Annotated in this window: 13 protein-coding genes; 8 read left to right on the top strand and 5 right to left on the bottom strand. The window is 63.4% G+C overall.

What is annotated here, in order from left to right; genetic code table 11:
* The first annotated feature begins 32 nt into the window (after positions 1 to 32).
* Positions 33 to 326 carry a hypothetical protein gene (locus HDG39_RS22885; protein ID WP_184008882.1) on the top strand — a complete coding sequence of 98 codons (294 nt, stop codon included), beginning with the start codon at positions 33 to 35 and terminating at the stop codon, positions 324 to 326.
* Between the two features lie 101 nt (positions 327 to 427).
* On the opposite strand, the gene HDG39_RS22880 is transcribed toward HDG39_RS22885, so the two are convergent.
* Positions 428 to 1,249, bottom strand: coding sequence for a Cof-type HAD-IIB family hydrolase (locus HDG39_RS22880; protein ID WP_184008880.1), 822 nt, complete (start codon positions 1,247 to 1,249; stop codon positions 428 to 430).
* 47 nt (positions 1,250 to 1,296) lie between these two features.
* Positions 1,297 to 2,187 carry a glucosamine kinase nucleotide-binding domain-containing protein gene (locus HDG39_RS22875; protein ID WP_184008878.1) on the bottom strand — a complete coding sequence of 297 codons (891 nt, stop codon included), beginning with the start codon at positions 2,185 to 2,187 and terminating at the stop codon, positions 1,297 to 1,299.
* Between the two features lie 140 nt (positions 2,188 to 2,327).
* Between HDG39_RS22875 and HDG39_RS22870 the strand changes: the two genes are divergently transcribed.
* Complete coding sequence (locus HDG39_RS22870; protein WP_026225513.1) at positions 2,328 to 2,924, top strand: DNA-3-methyladenine glycosylase I; 597 nt, start codon at positions 2,328 to 2,330, stop codon at positions 2,922 to 2,924.
* A gap of 53 nt (positions 2,925 to 2,977) precedes the next feature.
* On the top strand, positions 2,978 to 3,364 hold the full coding sequence (locus HDG39_RS22865; protein WP_184008876.1) for a hypothetical protein: 387 nt from the start codon (positions 2,978 to 2,980) through the stop codon (positions 3,362 to 3,364).
* A gap of 139 nt (positions 3,365 to 3,503) precedes the next feature.
* On the opposite strand, the gene rpsU is transcribed toward HDG39_RS22865, so the two are convergent.
* The gene (rpsU, locus tag HDG39_RS22860; protein WP_006050883.1) at positions 3,504 to 3,716 is read right to left on the bottom strand and encodes a 30S ribosomal protein S21; all 213 of its coding nucleotides are present in this window, start codon (positions 3,714 to 3,716) and stop codon (positions 3,504 to 3,506) included.
* A 411-nt stretch (positions 3,717 to 4,127) separates the two neighbouring features.
* Positions 4,128 to 5,069 (bottom strand): aldo/keto reductase, encoded by a 942-nt coding sequence (locus HDG39_RS22855; RefSeq protein ID WP_184008874.1) that lies wholly within the window; start codon positions 5,067 to 5,069, stop codon positions 4,128 to 4,130.
* Positions 5,070 to 5,494: 425 nt separating this feature from the next.
* On the opposite strand from HDG39_RS22855, the gene HDG39_RS22850 reads away from it, so the two are divergent.
* Both HDG39_RS22850 and HDG39_RS22845 read left to right on the top strand, forming a co-directional pair.
* Positions 5,495 to 10,348, top strand: a complete 4,854-nt coding sequence (locus tag HDG39_RS22850) for an O-linked N-acetylglucosamine transferase family protein (protein WP_184008872.1) — start codon at positions 5,495 to 5,497, stop codon at positions 10,346 to 10,348.
* A 196-nt stretch (positions 10,349 to 10,544) separates the two neighbouring features.
* The gene (locus HDG39_RS22845; protein WP_184008870.1) at positions 10,545 to 10,883 is read left to right on the top strand and encodes a hypothetical protein; all 339 of its coding nucleotides are present in this window, start codon (positions 10,545 to 10,547) and stop codon (positions 10,881 to 10,883) included.
* A gap of 155 nt (positions 10,884 to 11,038) precedes the next feature.
* Here HDG39_RS22845 and HDG39_RS22840 read toward each other — a convergent pair whose 3' ends face one another.
* On the bottom strand, positions 11,039 to 12,721 hold the full coding sequence (locus HDG39_RS22840; protein WP_184008868.1) for a glycosyltransferase family 2 protein: 1,683 nt from the start codon (positions 12,719 to 12,721) through the stop codon (positions 11,039 to 11,041).
* Between the two features lie 385 nt (positions 12,722 to 13,106).
* Here HDG39_RS22840 and HDG39_RS22835 point away from each other — a divergent pair, with 385 nt between their 5' ends.
* The 3 genes from HDG39_RS22835 (at position 13,107) to fliT (ending at position 16,387) form a co-directional block, all read left to right on the top strand.
* Complete coding sequence (locus HDG39_RS22835; RefSeq protein WP_184008866.1) at positions 13,107 to 14,324, top strand: flagellin; 1,218 nt, start codon at positions 13,107 to 13,109, stop codon at positions 14,322 to 14,324.
* 172 nt (positions 14,325 to 14,496) lie between these two features.
* Complete coding sequence (gene fliD, locus HDG39_RS22830; RefSeq protein ID WP_184008864.1) at positions 14,497 to 16,068, top strand: flagellar filament capping protein FliD; 1,572 nt, start codon at positions 14,497 to 14,499, stop codon at positions 16,066 to 16,068.
* A gap of 19 nt (positions 16,069 to 16,087) precedes the next feature.
* Complete coding sequence (fliT, locus tag HDG39_RS22825; RefSeq protein WP_184008862.1) at positions 16,088 to 16,387, top strand: flagellar protein FliT; 300 nt, start codon at positions 16,088 to 16,090, stop codon at positions 16,385 to 16,387.
* Positions 16,388 to 16,607: the final 220 nt, after the last annotated feature.

Below are 16,607 nucleotides of genomic sequence, written 5' to 3'. Positions count from 1 at the left end.
CAAACCTACGTCGCCTCACAGGAGAGACCAACATGAAACGCATCGTCACTCACTTGCTGGTTGCTGCCGGACTCGCGGCGGGCGCATGCGGTGTCGCGCAAGCGCATACGGATCTGAGCGTCGGCCTATCGCTCGGTGTCCCGGTTTATGCAGCGCCCGCGCCGGTCTACGCGGCGCCGGAGCCGGTGTACTACGGCGGCTGGGATCATCGCTACCCGCGCGGCGACTACTACCGCGACTATCACCGCGATGACCGCGGCTGGGGCCACGACAACCGTCGCTGGGGTCATGACAATCGAGGCGAGCACCGCGGCTGGCGGGATTGACGAGCGCAAGCGGAGCGCACGCTGCGCGCTTCGCGAGCAACTTCTGCGGCCCGCATCCATGCGAGTGGATGCGGGCCGCTTTCAATCGCGGTGACGACGGTTCAAGATGCCAGTTCGTCGTTGAGCGCAAACAGTTTGCGCAGATGATGCGCAACGCCCGCCTCGAAATTGTTGCCGATGCGCGGCACATGCGGCAGACGGGTGATCAGATCGGGATTGGCGTTGTTCATCATGAATGGATGGCCGGCCGTCTCGAGCAGATCGATATCGTTCATGTTGTCGCCGAACGCGACGCAGTGCGACGCGTCGACACCGAGACGCTTGAGCACGATCTGCAGGGCCCGCCCCTTCGACACATTCGCGGTCATCACTTCGAGACAATCCGGCAACGAATACGTCACGTACAGTCGCTCGCCGAAGTCACGTTCCAGATTGGCGGCCACCTGCGCGAGATCGGCGGGATCGCCGATATACAGCGCCTTGGCAATGTCGACGCCATCGTGCTTCGGCAGGTCGGTCACTTCGTACGTGAAGCCGGAGTCCTGGTGAAATTCCAGCAGATGGGGCGCGTCGCGGTCGATCAGCCAAGCCTCGTCTGCAAACAGACTGACGATCACTCGACCATGCGCGCCGACAATTTCGGGCTGCACGAGACGCTGGACGATCGCCGGCGACAGATCGTCGGCGTGGATCACCGCGTTGTCTGGCGCGTGAATGCGCGCGCCGTTCGACGTGATCAGATACGGATTGATGCCGAGCAGATCGCGGATGCCCGCGACGTCGCAGTAATGCCGCCCGGTGGCGATCACGAACTGCAGCCCGTCGCTTTCGAGCTTGCGCACCGTGGCGACCGTGAACGGGTCTACCTGGTGATCGGCGTTGAGCAGTGTGCCGTCGAGATCCGTGGCGATGACTTTATACATGGTGAGTCCGGCGGCTGAGCCGTCGAGGCAGCGTCAAAGCGGGTATTTTACAGGTCTCCTCCAGACAGCCGCTGCGCCTCGCGCCGCGCCAGTTGCAAGCCGCCATGCGCCGAATCCGCCCGCGGCTCTCTCAGGCGCGCCTGATACGCCTGCGGCACGTACTCGCGCAACGGCGTACCGAGGCCTCCGCATAACGCGACCGGCAGCGCGCCCGTCGCGTCCAGCGCGACGATCATCTTGCCGACTTCGACGCCGGCCTCGCCGAGCAGCCGCGCCGCGAACGGATGTGCGCGGTGTTCGATCGCGATCGGCGCGAGCCGCGCGTAGGCAGTCTGATTGGCCGCGCACAGCCACACGACGAGACTGTCGTGATCCCGCGCGCCGGTATGTGCGAGCAGCGCGTGCGTGAGATCGTCGACGGGAACGCGGCCGTCCAGCGCCTGTTGCGCGTGCACGATCAGCCGAAGGCCGAGCCACGCGCCGCTCGCTTCGTCGCCCGATGGAAAGCCGTAGCCGCTGGCCATGCGGAATTCGCCGTCGCTCGCGAGCGAAGCCGCGACGCTGCCGGTGCCGAGTGCGACGATCACGCCGGGCGCGCCGTCGTGCGCGCCCAGCAGGGTCGTGTAGGCGTCGGTTTCGACGGCCAGTCCGGCGAGCCGCGGCGCCTGCCGGTGAAACTCGGCGAGCCAGTCGCGATTGTTGACACCCGCCAGTCCGCAACCGAGCACGCAGCGCGACCAGTCGAGGGCGGCTCCGGCTCGCTCGAACGCTTCGCCGCAGGCGGCCTGAATGGACTGCCATGCGCGCGGGATGCCGAGCCCGAGGCCCGATGGGCCGCTTGCCGCTTGCGCCAGTTCGCGGCCCTGCGCATCGCCGAGCACGACGCGCGTGCCGGTGCCGCCGCCGTCGACGCCGATCAGAAAGAAGTCGTGGTTCATCGAATCGAATCGGTTCCGTGGGTGAGTAACGCTTAGCGTGGCAGGTCAGTTTGAATCGCGCAATTAGCCGATTGGCCAGCTTGCGGCGTACACCGCTTCCGCTATGCTGGCGAACGACATGACCACGCGGGGGCACGACAGTGACACAACGATGCAACTGGGTATCGAGCGAAGCGCTCGCACAGTACCACGACACCGAATGGGGTGTGCCCTCGCGCGACGACCAGCACCTGTTCGAGATGCTCGTGCTCGAAGGCGCGCAGGCCGGTTTGTCATGGTCGACGATCCTCAACAAGCGCATCGGCTACCGCCGTGCATTCGCCGACTTCGACATCGACAAGGTCGCGGCCTTCACGCCGAAGCACGTGGATGCACTCGTCGCCGATGAAAGCATCGTGCGACATCGCGGCAAAATCGAGGCGGCCATCCTGAACGCGCGCGCTGTGCAGCAGATTCAGGTCGAACATGGCTCGCTCGCGCACTTCGTGTGGTCATTCGTCGACGACACGCCGATTCAGAACGAATGGGCTTCGTATAAGCATGCACCTGCGTCGACGGAAGTATCGGACGCGCTAAGCAAGGCGCTCAAGCGCTACGGCTGCAAATTTGTCGGTTCGACGATCTGCTATGCATTCATGCAGGCGGTCGGCATGGTCAACGATCATGAGACGACCTGCATGTGCCGCGAGCGATGTGCGTCGCTGGGCAAGAAGCGGCGTGGTCGGAAGGCGGGGTGAAGCCGCAGCGTCCGCTGGACGTGCAAATGAGCGAATTGGGCGGGAGACCACCCATGAAAACACTTAGCTTCCTGACCTACAAGGACATTTACGATCAGTCCGTCACGCATCTGTTCGAACAGAAACGCGCCGCATTGCTTCCGAGCGGCGGCGGCGACTACTGCGGCTATTGCGGCGGCTGCCCGGTCGGCAACCTGATCAAGCCGCGCGATTACATGACCGCAATGGAAGGCGAGCCGGTGCGCTTCATCGGCAAGCCACCGGCCGAAGTGCCCGCTTACATGGATGTCGGCTTGGCCGCGCTGAAAAAAGCGCCGCTTCGCGCCCGTATCAACGTATACGACCCGGTGACCATCGCTTTGCTCAGTTGCCTGCAAAACGTGCACGACGTGTTCGGCACATGGGAGTGGCACGACCGGCTGGGCTCGATCGCGCGCTAGTTCGGGCTGTCGGCCGAGCGGCTGAGGAGCGCGGCGTAACGGCTGCACGCAGGGGCAAAATTCGACGCCGTAAACGCAAAACGGCGATGTGGCTTCTTTCGAAGCTCACACCGCCGTTCGGCGTATGTAAAAAGCGTGCTTAGTGCAGCTTTTTCGGCAGCATCTGGCTGCGCAGACGCTTGTGCAGGCGCTTAACAGCTGCTGCCTTCTTGCGCTTGCGAGCCGTGGTCGGCTTTTCGTACGACTGGCGTTCACGCAGTTCAGCGATCAAGCCATTCTTTTCGATTGCGCGACGAAAGCGGCGAATTGCCACTTCGAACGGCTCGTTTTCCTTCAGAAGAATCGTCGTCATGTAATTCCTAACTCAATCACTAGATACGGGTTTAATTGCATGGCGGTAACCGCTCAGGTCACCACTCACGCGCCGGCCCTCCGATCGCTCCGATTCATGGCCAGTAACAGGCAAACGCGAGGCTGATAAACAACCCCGGCCAAACCACGAATGAAGCGAGAGGCAAAGCGGCCACGGAGGCCGGAAAAGAGAGGTGGAGAGTTCACCGCGGAACGCGGACAGACGTAATGCAAAAGCCGCGTCTGTTGCCGTTTCGCCAACCTTTCATCAACGAAGACGAAACAGGCAAAGATCTCAATTCACTCCCGATCATATCAGGAAACTCTCCATGCTACCAGGGGTTTACCGATTGCGCCAGGCTTTTCCCTGGCGCGGATCGCCCCCGTGTCGGCGGCCGAAGTGCTCGCCTTATCAGGCGCTCGCTTCATCCAGCTCACGAATATCGTCGGCGGTGAGGGACAGCTGGACGGCCGCGACCAGGCTCCTCAACTGCTGGACCGAGGTTGCGCTCGCAATAGGGGCCGTAACGCTCGGCCGGGCGATCAGCCATGCAAGCGCGACCGCGGCCGGCGTGCTGCCGTGCCGTTGCGCGACGCGGTCGAGCGCGCCGAGAATCCGCAAGCCGCGCCCGTTCAGGTATTTTTCGACCCGGCTCCCGCGCGCCTTGCCGGCCAGATCGGCCTCGCTGCGGTATTTGCCCGACAGGAACCCGCTCGCGAGGCTGTAATAGACGACCACGCCGAGATGATTCGCGAGCGCCACCGGCTCGCTGTCGCTCTCGTATTGCGCGCGGTCGTAGAGGTTGTATTCGGGCTGCAGCAACTGATATCCGGGCAGCCCGTGCTCGCGCGACACCGCGAGCGCTTCCTCGACGCGCGCGCCACTATAGTTAGACGCGCCGATCACGCGCACCTTGCCGGCCTCGATCAGCTTCTGATACGCACCGAGCGTCTCCGCGAGCGGTGTCGCGGTGTCGTCGTCGTGGGAGAAATAGACGTCGATGTAGTCGGTTTGCAGGCGGCGCAGCGAGTCTTCGACCGCCGCCTGGATATTTGCGGCCGATAGCCCCTTGCGCTGCGGATGCTTCGACACCTTGGTCGCAAGCACGATCCGCTCGCGCTTGCCGCTCTGACGGAACCACTTGCCGAGGATCGTCTCCGACTCGCCGCCCTGGTTGCCGGGCACCCAGGCCGAGTAGACATCGGCGGTGTCGATGAAATTGAGTCCGGCTTCAACGAACGCGTCGAGGATCGAGAAAGAGGTGGCTTCATCGGCCGTCCAGCCGAATACGTTGCCGCCGAACATGAGCGGGGCGACCTGCAACGAGGAAGTGCCGATCCTGCGTAGTTCCATGATGGCTCCAGGAATGAGTGGGCGAACGCAATGTGGGAAGTGGCCCGGCGAACCCGGGACCGTTGAGCATACGCCGCCTTGAACAAGGCTGCAGCGCGCGGCGCCGCTGCAAATCACAGCGCATGGCACTCACCATATTGATGCACGGCGCAAAAGGGGGCGCAGCGGGATGCGCGCGCCTCTCAAGTCTTTTTCAATGCCCCTCGCAGGTACCGGCGGATGCCGCAAGCGGCGGCATCGCATAGGACACGAACGCGGGCACGCGCCACGGGCAGGTTGCTGGCTCGCGCCATATCGCGATCGGCGACAGCCGGATATCCCGCCAAATTGACGACCGTTTTGGCGTTAGCTCGACGCATCGGGGCAGCAGACCCCACCGCATAATTGCAGACTCAGCCTCCTTGCGATCTACGCGCGAATTCGACATGCCCACTCCTTCCCTCCCAACCGACGCCCTGGAGCTCGAACAACAGCTGGAGCGCGACATTGCGGTCGTCATGCAGGCGGCGTTCGAGCATCATCGCAGGCGGGAATTCGACCAGGCCGCTTCGCACTACGCCGCGATTCTCGAGGCGATTCGCGATCACGCCAGTGCAAACTACCACCTCGGCCTGCTGCTCGTGCAAACGGGCCGCCAAGCCGAGGCGTGGCTGCATTTCGAAGCCGCACTCGGCCGTGAACCGAACAACGGCGCGTATTGGGTCGGCTACATCAACGCCCTCATCGAAAGCGGCCAGAACGAAGCCGCCCGCGCGGCATGCGACGCGGCACAGCAGCTCGGCGTGCGCGAGCCGGCATTCGCTACGCTGCTCGCCCGTATGCCCTCCATTGATACGCGTCGCGCGAGCACAGAGGAGCTGAACCAGCACGCGGCCCTCTTCAGCAAAGGAGAGATCGAGGCATCGCTGAACATCGCACTTCGTCTGACGACGCACTATCCGTCGCACGGAGAATGCTGGCGAGCACTTGCCCTGTCCCAGCAGCGTCTGGGGCAGTACGCCGAATCCGTGCCCGTTGCGGAGCACGCCGTGCGGCTGCTCCGCAACGATCTGGTTTCTCACATGCTGCTGGCAAGCGGACTCTGCGCCATCGCCGATTGGCCGCGCGCCGAGGCGCACTGCCGCGAGGCGCTCGAACAATTCCCCCACTATGCGGAACTGCATCGCATGCTGGCGAACAGCCTGACGGGTATGCACCGCTACACCGAGAGCATCGCCAGTTGCCGCCGCGCTGCGGCGCTAGCACCCGGCCATGCAGACATCTATGGCACGCTCGGCACTGCGCTGCTCGGACACGGCCAGAATGAAGAAGCGGAAACTGCGTATCGCCGCGCACTCGAATTGACCCCGATGGATGCGAGCGCGTACACCGCCTTGCTTCACTGTCTGATGCACAAGGTCGATCGCGACATGGCGATGTTCCAGTCCGAGGCCCGCGAGTTCGCGAAGCGACACGAAGCGCCCCTCCGCGAGCAGTGGCCCCGCCATGCGAATCCGCGCGATCCGTCGCGGCGCCTGCGCATAGGCTTCGTTTCGGGCGATCTGGTGGATCACCCCGTGACGTCGTTTCTTTTGCCGGTCGTCGAGCATCTCGCGCGGGACAACGGCCTTTCCCTGCACTTCTATTCGAACAATCCGGCCAGCGACAGCGTCACCGCACAGATCCGCGGGCATGTCGATGGATGGCGTGAAGTGTACGGCCTCCCTGACGGCGCGCTTGCCCAGCAGATCCGCGCTGACGGCATCGACATTCTGATCGACCTCGCGGGCCATTCGGGCCGCAACCGGCTTGCAGCGTTCGCGCATAAACCGGCGCCGGTTCAGGTCAGCTGGATCGGCAATCCTGCCACGACCGGCCTGACGTCCATCGACTATTACCTGTCCGACCGTTTCGTGACGCCCCTCGTGCAGTTCGCCGGCAAGTTCTCGGAAAGGCTCGTGTTCCTGCCAGCCCTCGCCCCGTTCAGGGCACCGGAAAACTCACCGCCCGTCAACGAGCTGCCCGCGTCGCGCAATGGCTTTCTGACGTTCGGCAGTTTCAGCCGGATGAGCAAGATCGGGCCGGCAGTCGTGGCGCTGTGGGCGCGTGTACTGCGCGAGGTGCCCGATGCGCGTCTCGTCATCGGTTCGATTTCCGGTCAGGACGAGATCGACAAGCTGACCGAGCGGTTCGCGGCTGAAGGGATCGACGCGGCGCGGCTCGGCTTTCTGCCGCGCAAAGGCATGCTGGGTTATCAGGAACAGCATCATCAGATCGACGTCTGTCTCGACGCGTTTCCGTTCGGCGGCTCGACCACGACACTGCAAGCCTTGTGGATGGGCGTCCCCACGGTGACGCTCCCCGCCGATTCGATGGCAAGCCGCAGCAGCACCGGCTGGCTCTCATTGCTGGGGCTCGACGCGCCCTTCGTCGCGCACGACAAGGACGACTACGTGCGCAAGTGCGTGACACTCGCCGCCGACCTCGACGCTCTCGCGACGCTGCGCCGCGAGCTTCGCCAGCACTGCGCGCAGTCATCAGTGTTCAGTGCGAAACCGGTAGCAGACGCCGCATCGCGCGCGCTGCGCATCATGTGGCAGCGCTGGTGCGACGGACTCGCGCCCGAGCATTTCGACGCCGCTTTGCCGGTTCCAGCCGAAACCGGTGTACCAGCCGCCGATCCGCAATGGGAACACGACATCGCGGTAGCGGACACAGCCGCGCCCGCAAGACGCGATGACAGACGCGCAAGCGCAAGGGAAATGCGGCAATACACGGATCTCTTCGGCAAGGGAAAAATCGAAGCGGCGCTCAAGACCGCGCATCGCTTGACGCAGCAATACCCGTCGCACGGCGAATGCTGGCTCGCCCTTGCGTGCGCGTTGCAGCGCGCGGGCAGGCACACTGAATTCGCGAGCGCCGCTGAGCGTGCCGCCACCCTGCTGCCCGACACGCTTTCTGCACAAACACTGCTGGCCGACGCGCTGAAAATCACGCGCCAGTTCGAGCAAGCCGAAACGCACTGCCGCGAGGCGCTCAAACGCCACCCCGACAGCGCGGGACTGCATCACACCTTGGGCGTCGTCCTGCAGTCAATGGGCCGACATGCGCAGAGCATCGCCTGTTTCCGCCGTGCTGTGGCGCTGACACCGGACAACGCTCTCGCGTACGACGCGCTCGGCGTCGCACTCCTTGAGTATGGCGAGAGCAAAGAGGCCGAATCGGCCTTGCGCCGGGCACTCGAATTGGCGCCGTCGCAGGCGCAGGTGCACAGCAACCTGCTGTTTTGCCTGATGCATAAGAACGGTCTCGATGCGGCGAGCGCCTTCGCCGAATACCGCGAATTCGCGACCCGCCACGAGGCGTCCCTGCGCGCGCGCCGGCCAAAGCACGCCAATGATCGCAATCCGTCGCGGCGTCTGCGGATCGGCTTCGTTTCGGGCGACCTGTTCAATCACCCAATCGCTTATTTCCTGCTGTCGATCGTCGAGAATCTGGCACGCGACACGAGCCTCGCACTGCACTTCTATTCGAACCACACGGTCAGCGACGGCTACACCGACCAGATTCGCGCCCATGCCCAAGGCTGGCACCCGGTTTCAGGCGTCAGCGATGCCGTGCTCGCTGAAAAAATCCGCGGCGACGGCATCGATATTCTCATCGATCTGTCCGGCCATACCGGCCGCAACCGGCTCGTGACATTCGCGCACAAACCAGCGCCGGTGCAGGTGAGCTGGATCGGCAATCCATCGACGACCGGTCTGACGGCCATCGACTATTACATGTCGGACCGCTTCGTCACGCCGCTCGAGCAGTTCGCCGGGCAGTTCTCCGAAAAGCTCGTGTTCCTGCCGGCGCTCGCACCGTTCAAGCCGCACCCGCACGCGCCGGACGTCAACGCGTTGCCCGCCCTGAAAAACGGCTTCATGACCTTCGGCAGCTTCAGCAAGCTACTCAAGATCGGGCCGCAAGTCATCGCGCTGTGGGCGCGCGTGCTGCGCGAGGTGCCGCATTCGCGGATGGTCATCGGCGCGATTGTGGCGCCCGAGCAGATCAGCAAGGTGAGCGCGCTATTCGCCAACGAGGGCATAGACGCCAGCCGCATCAGCTTCCTGCCACGCGCGGGGATGGCGGCCTACCTGGCGCAGCACCATCAGATCGACGTGTGTCTCGACGCATTTCCGTTCGCCGGTTCGACCACGACCATGCACGCGCTGTGGATGGGCGTCCCGACCGTGACCCTGCCCGGCTCCTCGATGGCGAGTCGGGGCAGCACGGGATGGCTCTCGCACCTCGGCATCGACGACGCATTCGTTGCGCGCGACGAGAACGATTTTGTGCGCAAGTGCGTCGCGCTGGCCGCCGATCCGGATGCGCTAGCCATGGTGCGCCGCGAGCTTCGAGCGCACTGCGCGCAGTCCTCGCTCATCAGCGCGGGCACGATTGCCGAGGCCGCATCGCGTGCGCTGCGCGCGATGTGGCAACGCTGGTGCGACGGGCTGGAACCTGCACACTTCGAGGTTCCGGCGCGCGAAAGCGATACGCAAGCCGCCGCCGGGACAACGGCGGCACCGGTCACGTCGAGCGAGAAGGCAGACGGCGTCCCCGCGGCAATCAAGCCGATCCGTTTCGTCTGCGGCACCCGTTGCAGCCGCGAGCAGTTCTGGAACGAAACCGCACTGGGTCGCACGCTGAAGCCCTACGCGAGCCAACCGGACGTCCAGCTCCAACTGTTCGACAACAACTCGCGCGGGCTTTCCAGCATCTACAACGAGGCCATCGAGCACGCCAGGCAGGATCCGGCGATTCTCGTCTTCATTCACGACGACATCTGGCTCAGCGACTTCTTCTGGAAACTGCGCGTGCGGCGATCGCTGACGCGTTTCGACGTGGTGGGCCTTGCCGGTAACCTGCGCCGCGTGCCGCACCAGCCGTCATGGGCCTTCGTCACGCCGGACCTGCGCTGGGACGAGCGCCGGTACCTGAGCGGGACGGTCGGCCACGGCAAGGGATTCCCGTGCAACGAGATCTCGAACTTCGGCCCGATCGCCCAGGAATGCAAGCTCCTCGACGGTCTCCTGCTGATTGCCGACAGCGAAACGCTCGTGAGCCGCGACGTGCGATTCGACGAGCAGTTCAAGTTCCACTTCTATGATATGGATTTTTGTCGCGAGGCCGAACTCAAGGGCCTGAGCATGGGCACCTGGCCGTTGAGCGTGGTGCACGAAAGCGGTGGGGCTTTTGGGTCGCCGGGATGGCGCGAGGGGTACGAGCGGTATTTGCGCAAATACGGGAGCTAGTAGATTGCAGGCGCAGCCAGTGAACGAAGCTGATTTTTCGCGGCTACGCCAATCGCCGGTGAAATATCTGCCGAACGGCATCGGCGCAGTGTTCCGCTGAATCACGCGCCGTATGCGAGGCCCGAATCAGATCCCCTCCTTTTCCGCTGCAAGCCGACGATCAACAATGCGACCCGAAGCCCGAAGTGCCTCATGGATGAAAACAGGTTCCGTCAATGAAGATGGCACCTTCGAGAACCAGACTGTGCTCGCCGATGACAACACGCGCACCGAGCTGTGCCGAAGGACTGACATACGAAGCAAGCCGATAGCCCTGCTGTCTGGCAGTTTCGGCGATCTCGGCGCGCACTATGTTCTGCCGTGCATGCTCCAACGCAACGAATACCTCATACTCATGTGGCGGATGGCTCTGCGGCAATGTCTCGAACGGCACGAAAGGCAAATCGCCATGTTCGTCTTGCGGAATGAAACGCTGATGTGCCGTACGTACAACCCCGTATCCGCACCGCTGGAGTCCCAGATTTTTTCCAGATAGGGAATGAAGTCCTCCAGCGGTGGCATGTACGGCTGGGTGACATAGATGGGCCTGTGACCGGGCGATTTTATGGGTAATCGAGATAAGTCGGTCCCGAGATTTTGACCCTCGCGCCGCCATTTCAGTCCGGCGAACTAAGGGGCTTTTCCCCCTCACTACGCCTCATTGGCATCAACCTGCGCGACCGGCATGTCATGCCCCGCCTTTTCGCCGAATTTCTGCAGATACCGGATGTAGCCTTCGAGCCACGCCTCGGTGCCGTACCGACGCCCACCCTCATGAATCACGCTCAACGCCCACGTTCCCATCCGCAGGCCAGCCAGTTCGGCCTGGCGGCAGAAGTCCAGATCGTAGAAGTCAAACGCAAAACGTTCGTCGAACCGGACACCGCGGGCAAGCAGCGTCTCGCTGTCGGCGATGAGCATCAAGCCGTCGAGCAGCTTGCATTCTTGCTCCGGTGGCCCGAACAGATCGACTTCGTCGCAGGGCATGCCCCGACCGCGGCCAACGCTTCCGCTCAGATGCTCCGCGTCCGGCTCAAAGCTGAGCGTCGTCGAATGCCAGGCCGGCTGCCCCGGCACGCGGCGCGTGTTGCCAGCAATACCGACCACATCGAAGCGGTCGAGTGCCGTGTGGATGCGTTCCTGCCAGAAAAAGTCGGCAAGCCAAACGTCATCGTGGATAAAGACGAGGATCGCCGGATCAGTGGCCGCCGCCTCGATCGCGGCGTTGTAGATCGCAGGCAGCCCTTGCGTGTTGTTGATCGTCAGCCTGATCTGCACGTCGTCTTCACGCATGGCGGAGCTGTATAGCCGCAGCGAACGGCCGAGCGCGGTTTCGGCCATGAACTGCTGCTGGTCTCCCCGCGTGGCGCAGACGAGCCGCACGCGCTTGCGGCTCTTTGCCGCCGCCACCGCGCGCGAGTGGGCCAGGCCGTCGAGAAACCGGCGAGACGCGGGCAGTTCGCGAGGCGGCACGCGCCCCAGCTCGTCCAGGCTCTGTTTCAATGGTTCAAGCCCAGACAGGCCGCCCTGTTCAATGGCAAAGCTGTAAACCTCGCCGAGCCGCTCGCGAGCCTTGCCGAGCGCCTCCGCGCCGATGGTCCCGGCGGCCGCTTCGCCGCGCACCATGATTTCCCATTCGTAAAAGCCCGCCGCAAGCCAGGGGTTCGCCACGCCGGAGTTTTGCGTCGCGTGTCGCCGAAAGCAACTGTGGTAGCCGCCAGCCAGGACGACCGGCCCCTGCTCCGCCATGTTCAGGTACATCGCGACATCGGTCAGATAGATAAGTCCGTGTTCCCTGTACTTCATCATGGCGCCGACGTTGACCCGCTCGCGCACAAGCATGACGTTGCTTGGTTCACCGAGGAAGTTGTTGGCTGTCACCACCACGTTCTCGATCAGAAACGCGCGATCGAGGAGCGCCGTCTCGCCGGGCTGGATCAGTGCGGCTGGCACGTCGATCACCTTGTCGTCGGAATCGATGACAACGCGCTGATGAAAGGCCAGGGTCGATTCGGGATGACTGTCGAGCGCGGCAACCAGCGTGGCGACCGAGGTCGGCATCAAAAGATCGTCGTCGTAAAGCCACTTCACGTACCGGCCGCTAGCGTGCGCCCACAACTGCTCCTGATTGCGCAGGCCGTCCTGAAATCCGTGGTGAAAATAGCGGATCCGCGGATCGTTCGCTGCATCGGCGATCTCGCGCAGTATGCCGTCCGGCGTGTCGTCGCCGACGAGGATTTCAATGTCCGTAAAGCTTTGAGCGCAGGCGCTCGCCAAAGTCTTGGCCAGGTATGCCGGCTTGAACGCTGGAATGAGGATGCTGACTGTGGGCATACGACTGGCGGCCGAATTAAGCGATCGGGCAGTGTAGCGGCCGCTGCGGAATGTTGATCCGGCAGACAAGCACGCTTTTCGCGCCTAATTCCGCAGATGCGCAAACGCCGGGTTCGCGCAAGCTAAGTCATAGCTGAAAAATGCGCAATGAATCCAATGACCAGCCCTTGAAGTCAGGGGCAGCCACTGAAAGCAAGATGCAAGATTCAATGCCGGACATGCGCCGTCAATCCCGCGCCGAAGCCCCTTTTGCGCCATTTGACGCCCTTGATTGATTCTCCCCTTAAAGTTTTCCCGGTAGGGACCGATATCCCAAACAAGGCGGCCAACACACACCACGCTGCCATTTTTGGGATCGGGCCCGTGCCCTACTCGGAGAATTGAAATGCTCGGAATCAATACAAACATCAACTCGCTTATTTCGCAGCAGAACCTGACCGGTTCGGGCAGCGCACTGTCGCAGGCGATCACGCGTCTGTCGTCGGGCAAGCGCATCAACAGCGCAGCGGACGACGCAGCAGGCCTCGCGATCTCGAACATCATGCAGACCCAGATCAACGGTCTGAACCAGGGTGTGTCGAACTCGAACGACGGTACGTCGATGGTGCAAACCGCATCGAGCGGCCTCGCCTCGCTGACGAACAGCCTGCAGCGTATCCGCCAGCTGGCCACGCAAGCAGCGAACGGCTCGATGACCAGCGACGACCGCGCGGCCCTGCAGCAGGAAGTCTCGCAACAGATTTCGGAAGTCAACCGTGTCGCGTCGCAGACGACGTTCAACGGCATGAACCTGCTCAACGGTTCGCTGGGCACCGTGTCGTTCCAGGTTGGCGCGAACGTCGGCCAGTCGATCAGCCTGAACCTGACGCAAGACATGTCGGCTGCGAAGCTCGGCACCGGCAACGTGCAAGCAGGCAACACGCTCGGTTCGTTCGGCAACCTGTCGCTGAACAATAGCGGCCAAACCGTTGCTACGGGCGCCTCGATCACGGCCATCAACGTGATCGCCGACGGCTCGGGCGGTTACACGCTGACGGACCAGAACAACCAGGCGCTGACGTCCGCCACCGCTACGGCAGTACTCGGCGGCGTTACGATCACCGCCGACGCCAATGGCAACGCCACAATCACAGCCGCCAATGCTGCTGGCGCAGGCGCGTCAATTGCCACGGCCCTTGCTACTGACATGTCGACGGTGGTAGGCGCATCGACCGCTACCCTCACCACGAGCTTCACCGCGGCTTCGGCCACCGCCACCGGTGCCACGATCGACGCACTCAACACGCCGACGAACGTTGCGAGCATCGACATCAGCAGCCAGACCGGCGCAAGCGCAGCGATGGAATCGATCGACAACGCGCTGACCACGCTGAACAACCTGCAAGCTACGCTCGGCGCAGCACAAAACCGTTTCAGCGCCATCGGCTCGACGCAGCAAGCGCAATCGACTGACCTGTCGACCGCCCAGTCGTCGATCCAGGACGCGAACTTCGCGGAAGAAACGGCTAACCTGAGCAAGGCACAGGTTCTGCAACAAGCCGGTATCTCGGTGCTGGCACAAGCGAACTCGCAGCCGCAGCAGATCCTGAAGCTCCTCCAGTAAGGCGCTTCCGGCCACAGGTGTCCGGCGCGCAGCGCATCGCGCGCCGGACGCAAATCCGTCGGGAGGCTTGCCTCCCGATTGTCGTTTCCAGCGTTACACCGCGAATTAAATCGCGCATTCAACCGCACATTCAAGCGTTTTGACCGGCCTTGCCGACGCACGGAGCCTCCTCATGTCCACCGTAACCGGATCCACGACTGCCGCGATCTCGAGCGCAGTCGCCACCACGACCGCCGCCGCCCAGGCGTCGGTGCAGGCAGCCGCCCAGTCGATCATCAGCGGCTCGACCAATTCCTCGATGGACACGAGTTCGCTCGTCACCGCGCTCGTCAACAGCAAGACCGCCGGCCAGGCCGCGACCATCGCCGCCGAGCAGACCGCGGACAACACGCTGATCTCCGCCTACGGCACGCTCTCCGCGGGACTGTCCGCGTTGCAGGCAGCCATCTTGCCGCTCAGCGACGGTGCCACGCTCAATACGTTCAAGACCACCCTGAGCGGCACCGGCGTCACCGCTACGGCCGCGACTGGCGCGGTGGCGGGTTCGTATTCGCTCAATGTGGCGCAGGTCGCCACCTCGCAAGTGCTCACCTCGGCGGGCTATAACGCGAGCACGAACCTGGCTTCCGGCTCAGCCACGATGACCCTGACGGTCAACGGCCAGAGCAGCACGATTTCCCTGAACAGCTCGAACAGCTCGATTGCCGGCATTGCCTCGGCGATCAATTCGGCCAACGACAATCCCGGCGTGACCGCGACCGTGGTGACCGGCTCGGACGGCGCCCACCTCGTGCTGCAATCGAACTCGACCGGTGCGTCGAGCGGCATCAGCATCGCAATCAGCGATTCGACTTCGACCGACGACCTGAACAAGCTCGCGGTGACGACCACCGCCGGCAAGTCGATATCCAGCGCGAGCGACCTCACCGGTACCGACAGCAGCGGCAACACGATCAACCCCAGCCAGTCGACCATCTCCGGCACAGGCTGGACCCAGACGCAGGCCGCCCAGGATTCGTACTTCACGCTCGGCGGCGTCGGCGTGAGCAGCTCCACGAACGCCGTGAACACGGCCCTGTCCGGCGTGACGCTGAATCTCACGTCAGCGGCGGTCGGCACCACCCAGACGCTCACGGTTGCGCAGGACACCAGCGCGGAGTCGTCGGCGATCGACAATTTCGTCACCGTCTACAACACACTCGTCACGACGATGGGCTCGTTGACGACGTACAACGCGAGCTCGACGTCGCAGGGGGTGCTGCTCGGCGATTCCACGTTGAGTGTGATTCAGAACCAGCTCGCCAAGATCGTGGGCAGCGGCGTGGGCAGCGGCACCACGAAGACGACGCTTGCCGCGATCGGCATTACGCTCCAGGCGGACGGCACCCTGTCGGTCGACGACACGACGCTCAACGCTGCGCTGCAGAACAACCAGTCGGCCGTGACCTCGCTGTTCAATCCGACCACCGGCATCGCCGCGCAACTGGACGACAGCATCACGAACTACACCTCGTCCGGCGGCATCATTCAAAACCGTACGGACGCGATCAACAGCGACCTGACGAGCCTCTCGAACCAGCAGACGACGCTGACGGCGTGGCAGGCCCAGCTCACCAGCCAGTACACCGCGCAGTTCACCGCGCTCGACACGCTGATGGCTACGATGAACAACAACTCGCAGTACCTCACGCAACTGTTCGGTGGCACCAACAGCGCGGGCGCGCTTGCCACGAACAAGGGCTGAGTGTGGCGCGGAGCGAACCATGCAGAACATAGCCACGATCGAGCGCATCTGGCAGATGACGAAAGACCTCGAACTGGCGGCCGCTGTCGGCGACTGGGAGCGCGCCGCGCAGCTCGCCGACGAGCGCTCGCCGCTCTTGACGGCGCTTGGCGCGCAGCCGCCGCAGGAGGTTATGGCACGGCTCAGGGAGATCCACGAGATCGACAGCCGCATCTTCGAAGCCGCGCGTGTCGCGCAGCAGGAACTGGGCGCCGAGTATCAGGCGAGCATGCAGGCGAGTCGCAACGCCGGGCGGTATTTGAGCGTGGCTCTCGCTTGAAGCAGGAACCACGATTCGCTGCGCATTTGCGCACCACGGCCCGCCTTGCGCGGGCTTTTCTTTGTGCAGCCCCGGTTTTCGATCGGACGGTTATGTCTGGACTATTCTCGACGCCGCCACTGTTCCGGCGCGCGTCAAGCAGGTTGTCGCCTCACTCATGCAGCCAGAGGCTGTTTATTTGCGCCGATCGACGCCATCTCAACGACTGAGTCACGTTCGG

The organism is Paraburkholderia lebeckiae, from assembly GCF_014201005.1.
In the GTDB taxonomy this organism is placed as follows: domain Bacteria; phylum Pseudomonadota; class Gammaproteobacteria; order Burkholderiales; family Burkholderiaceae; genus Paraburkholderia; species Paraburkholderia tuberum.
This window is presented reverse-complemented; position numbering and strand designations above follow the sequence as displayed.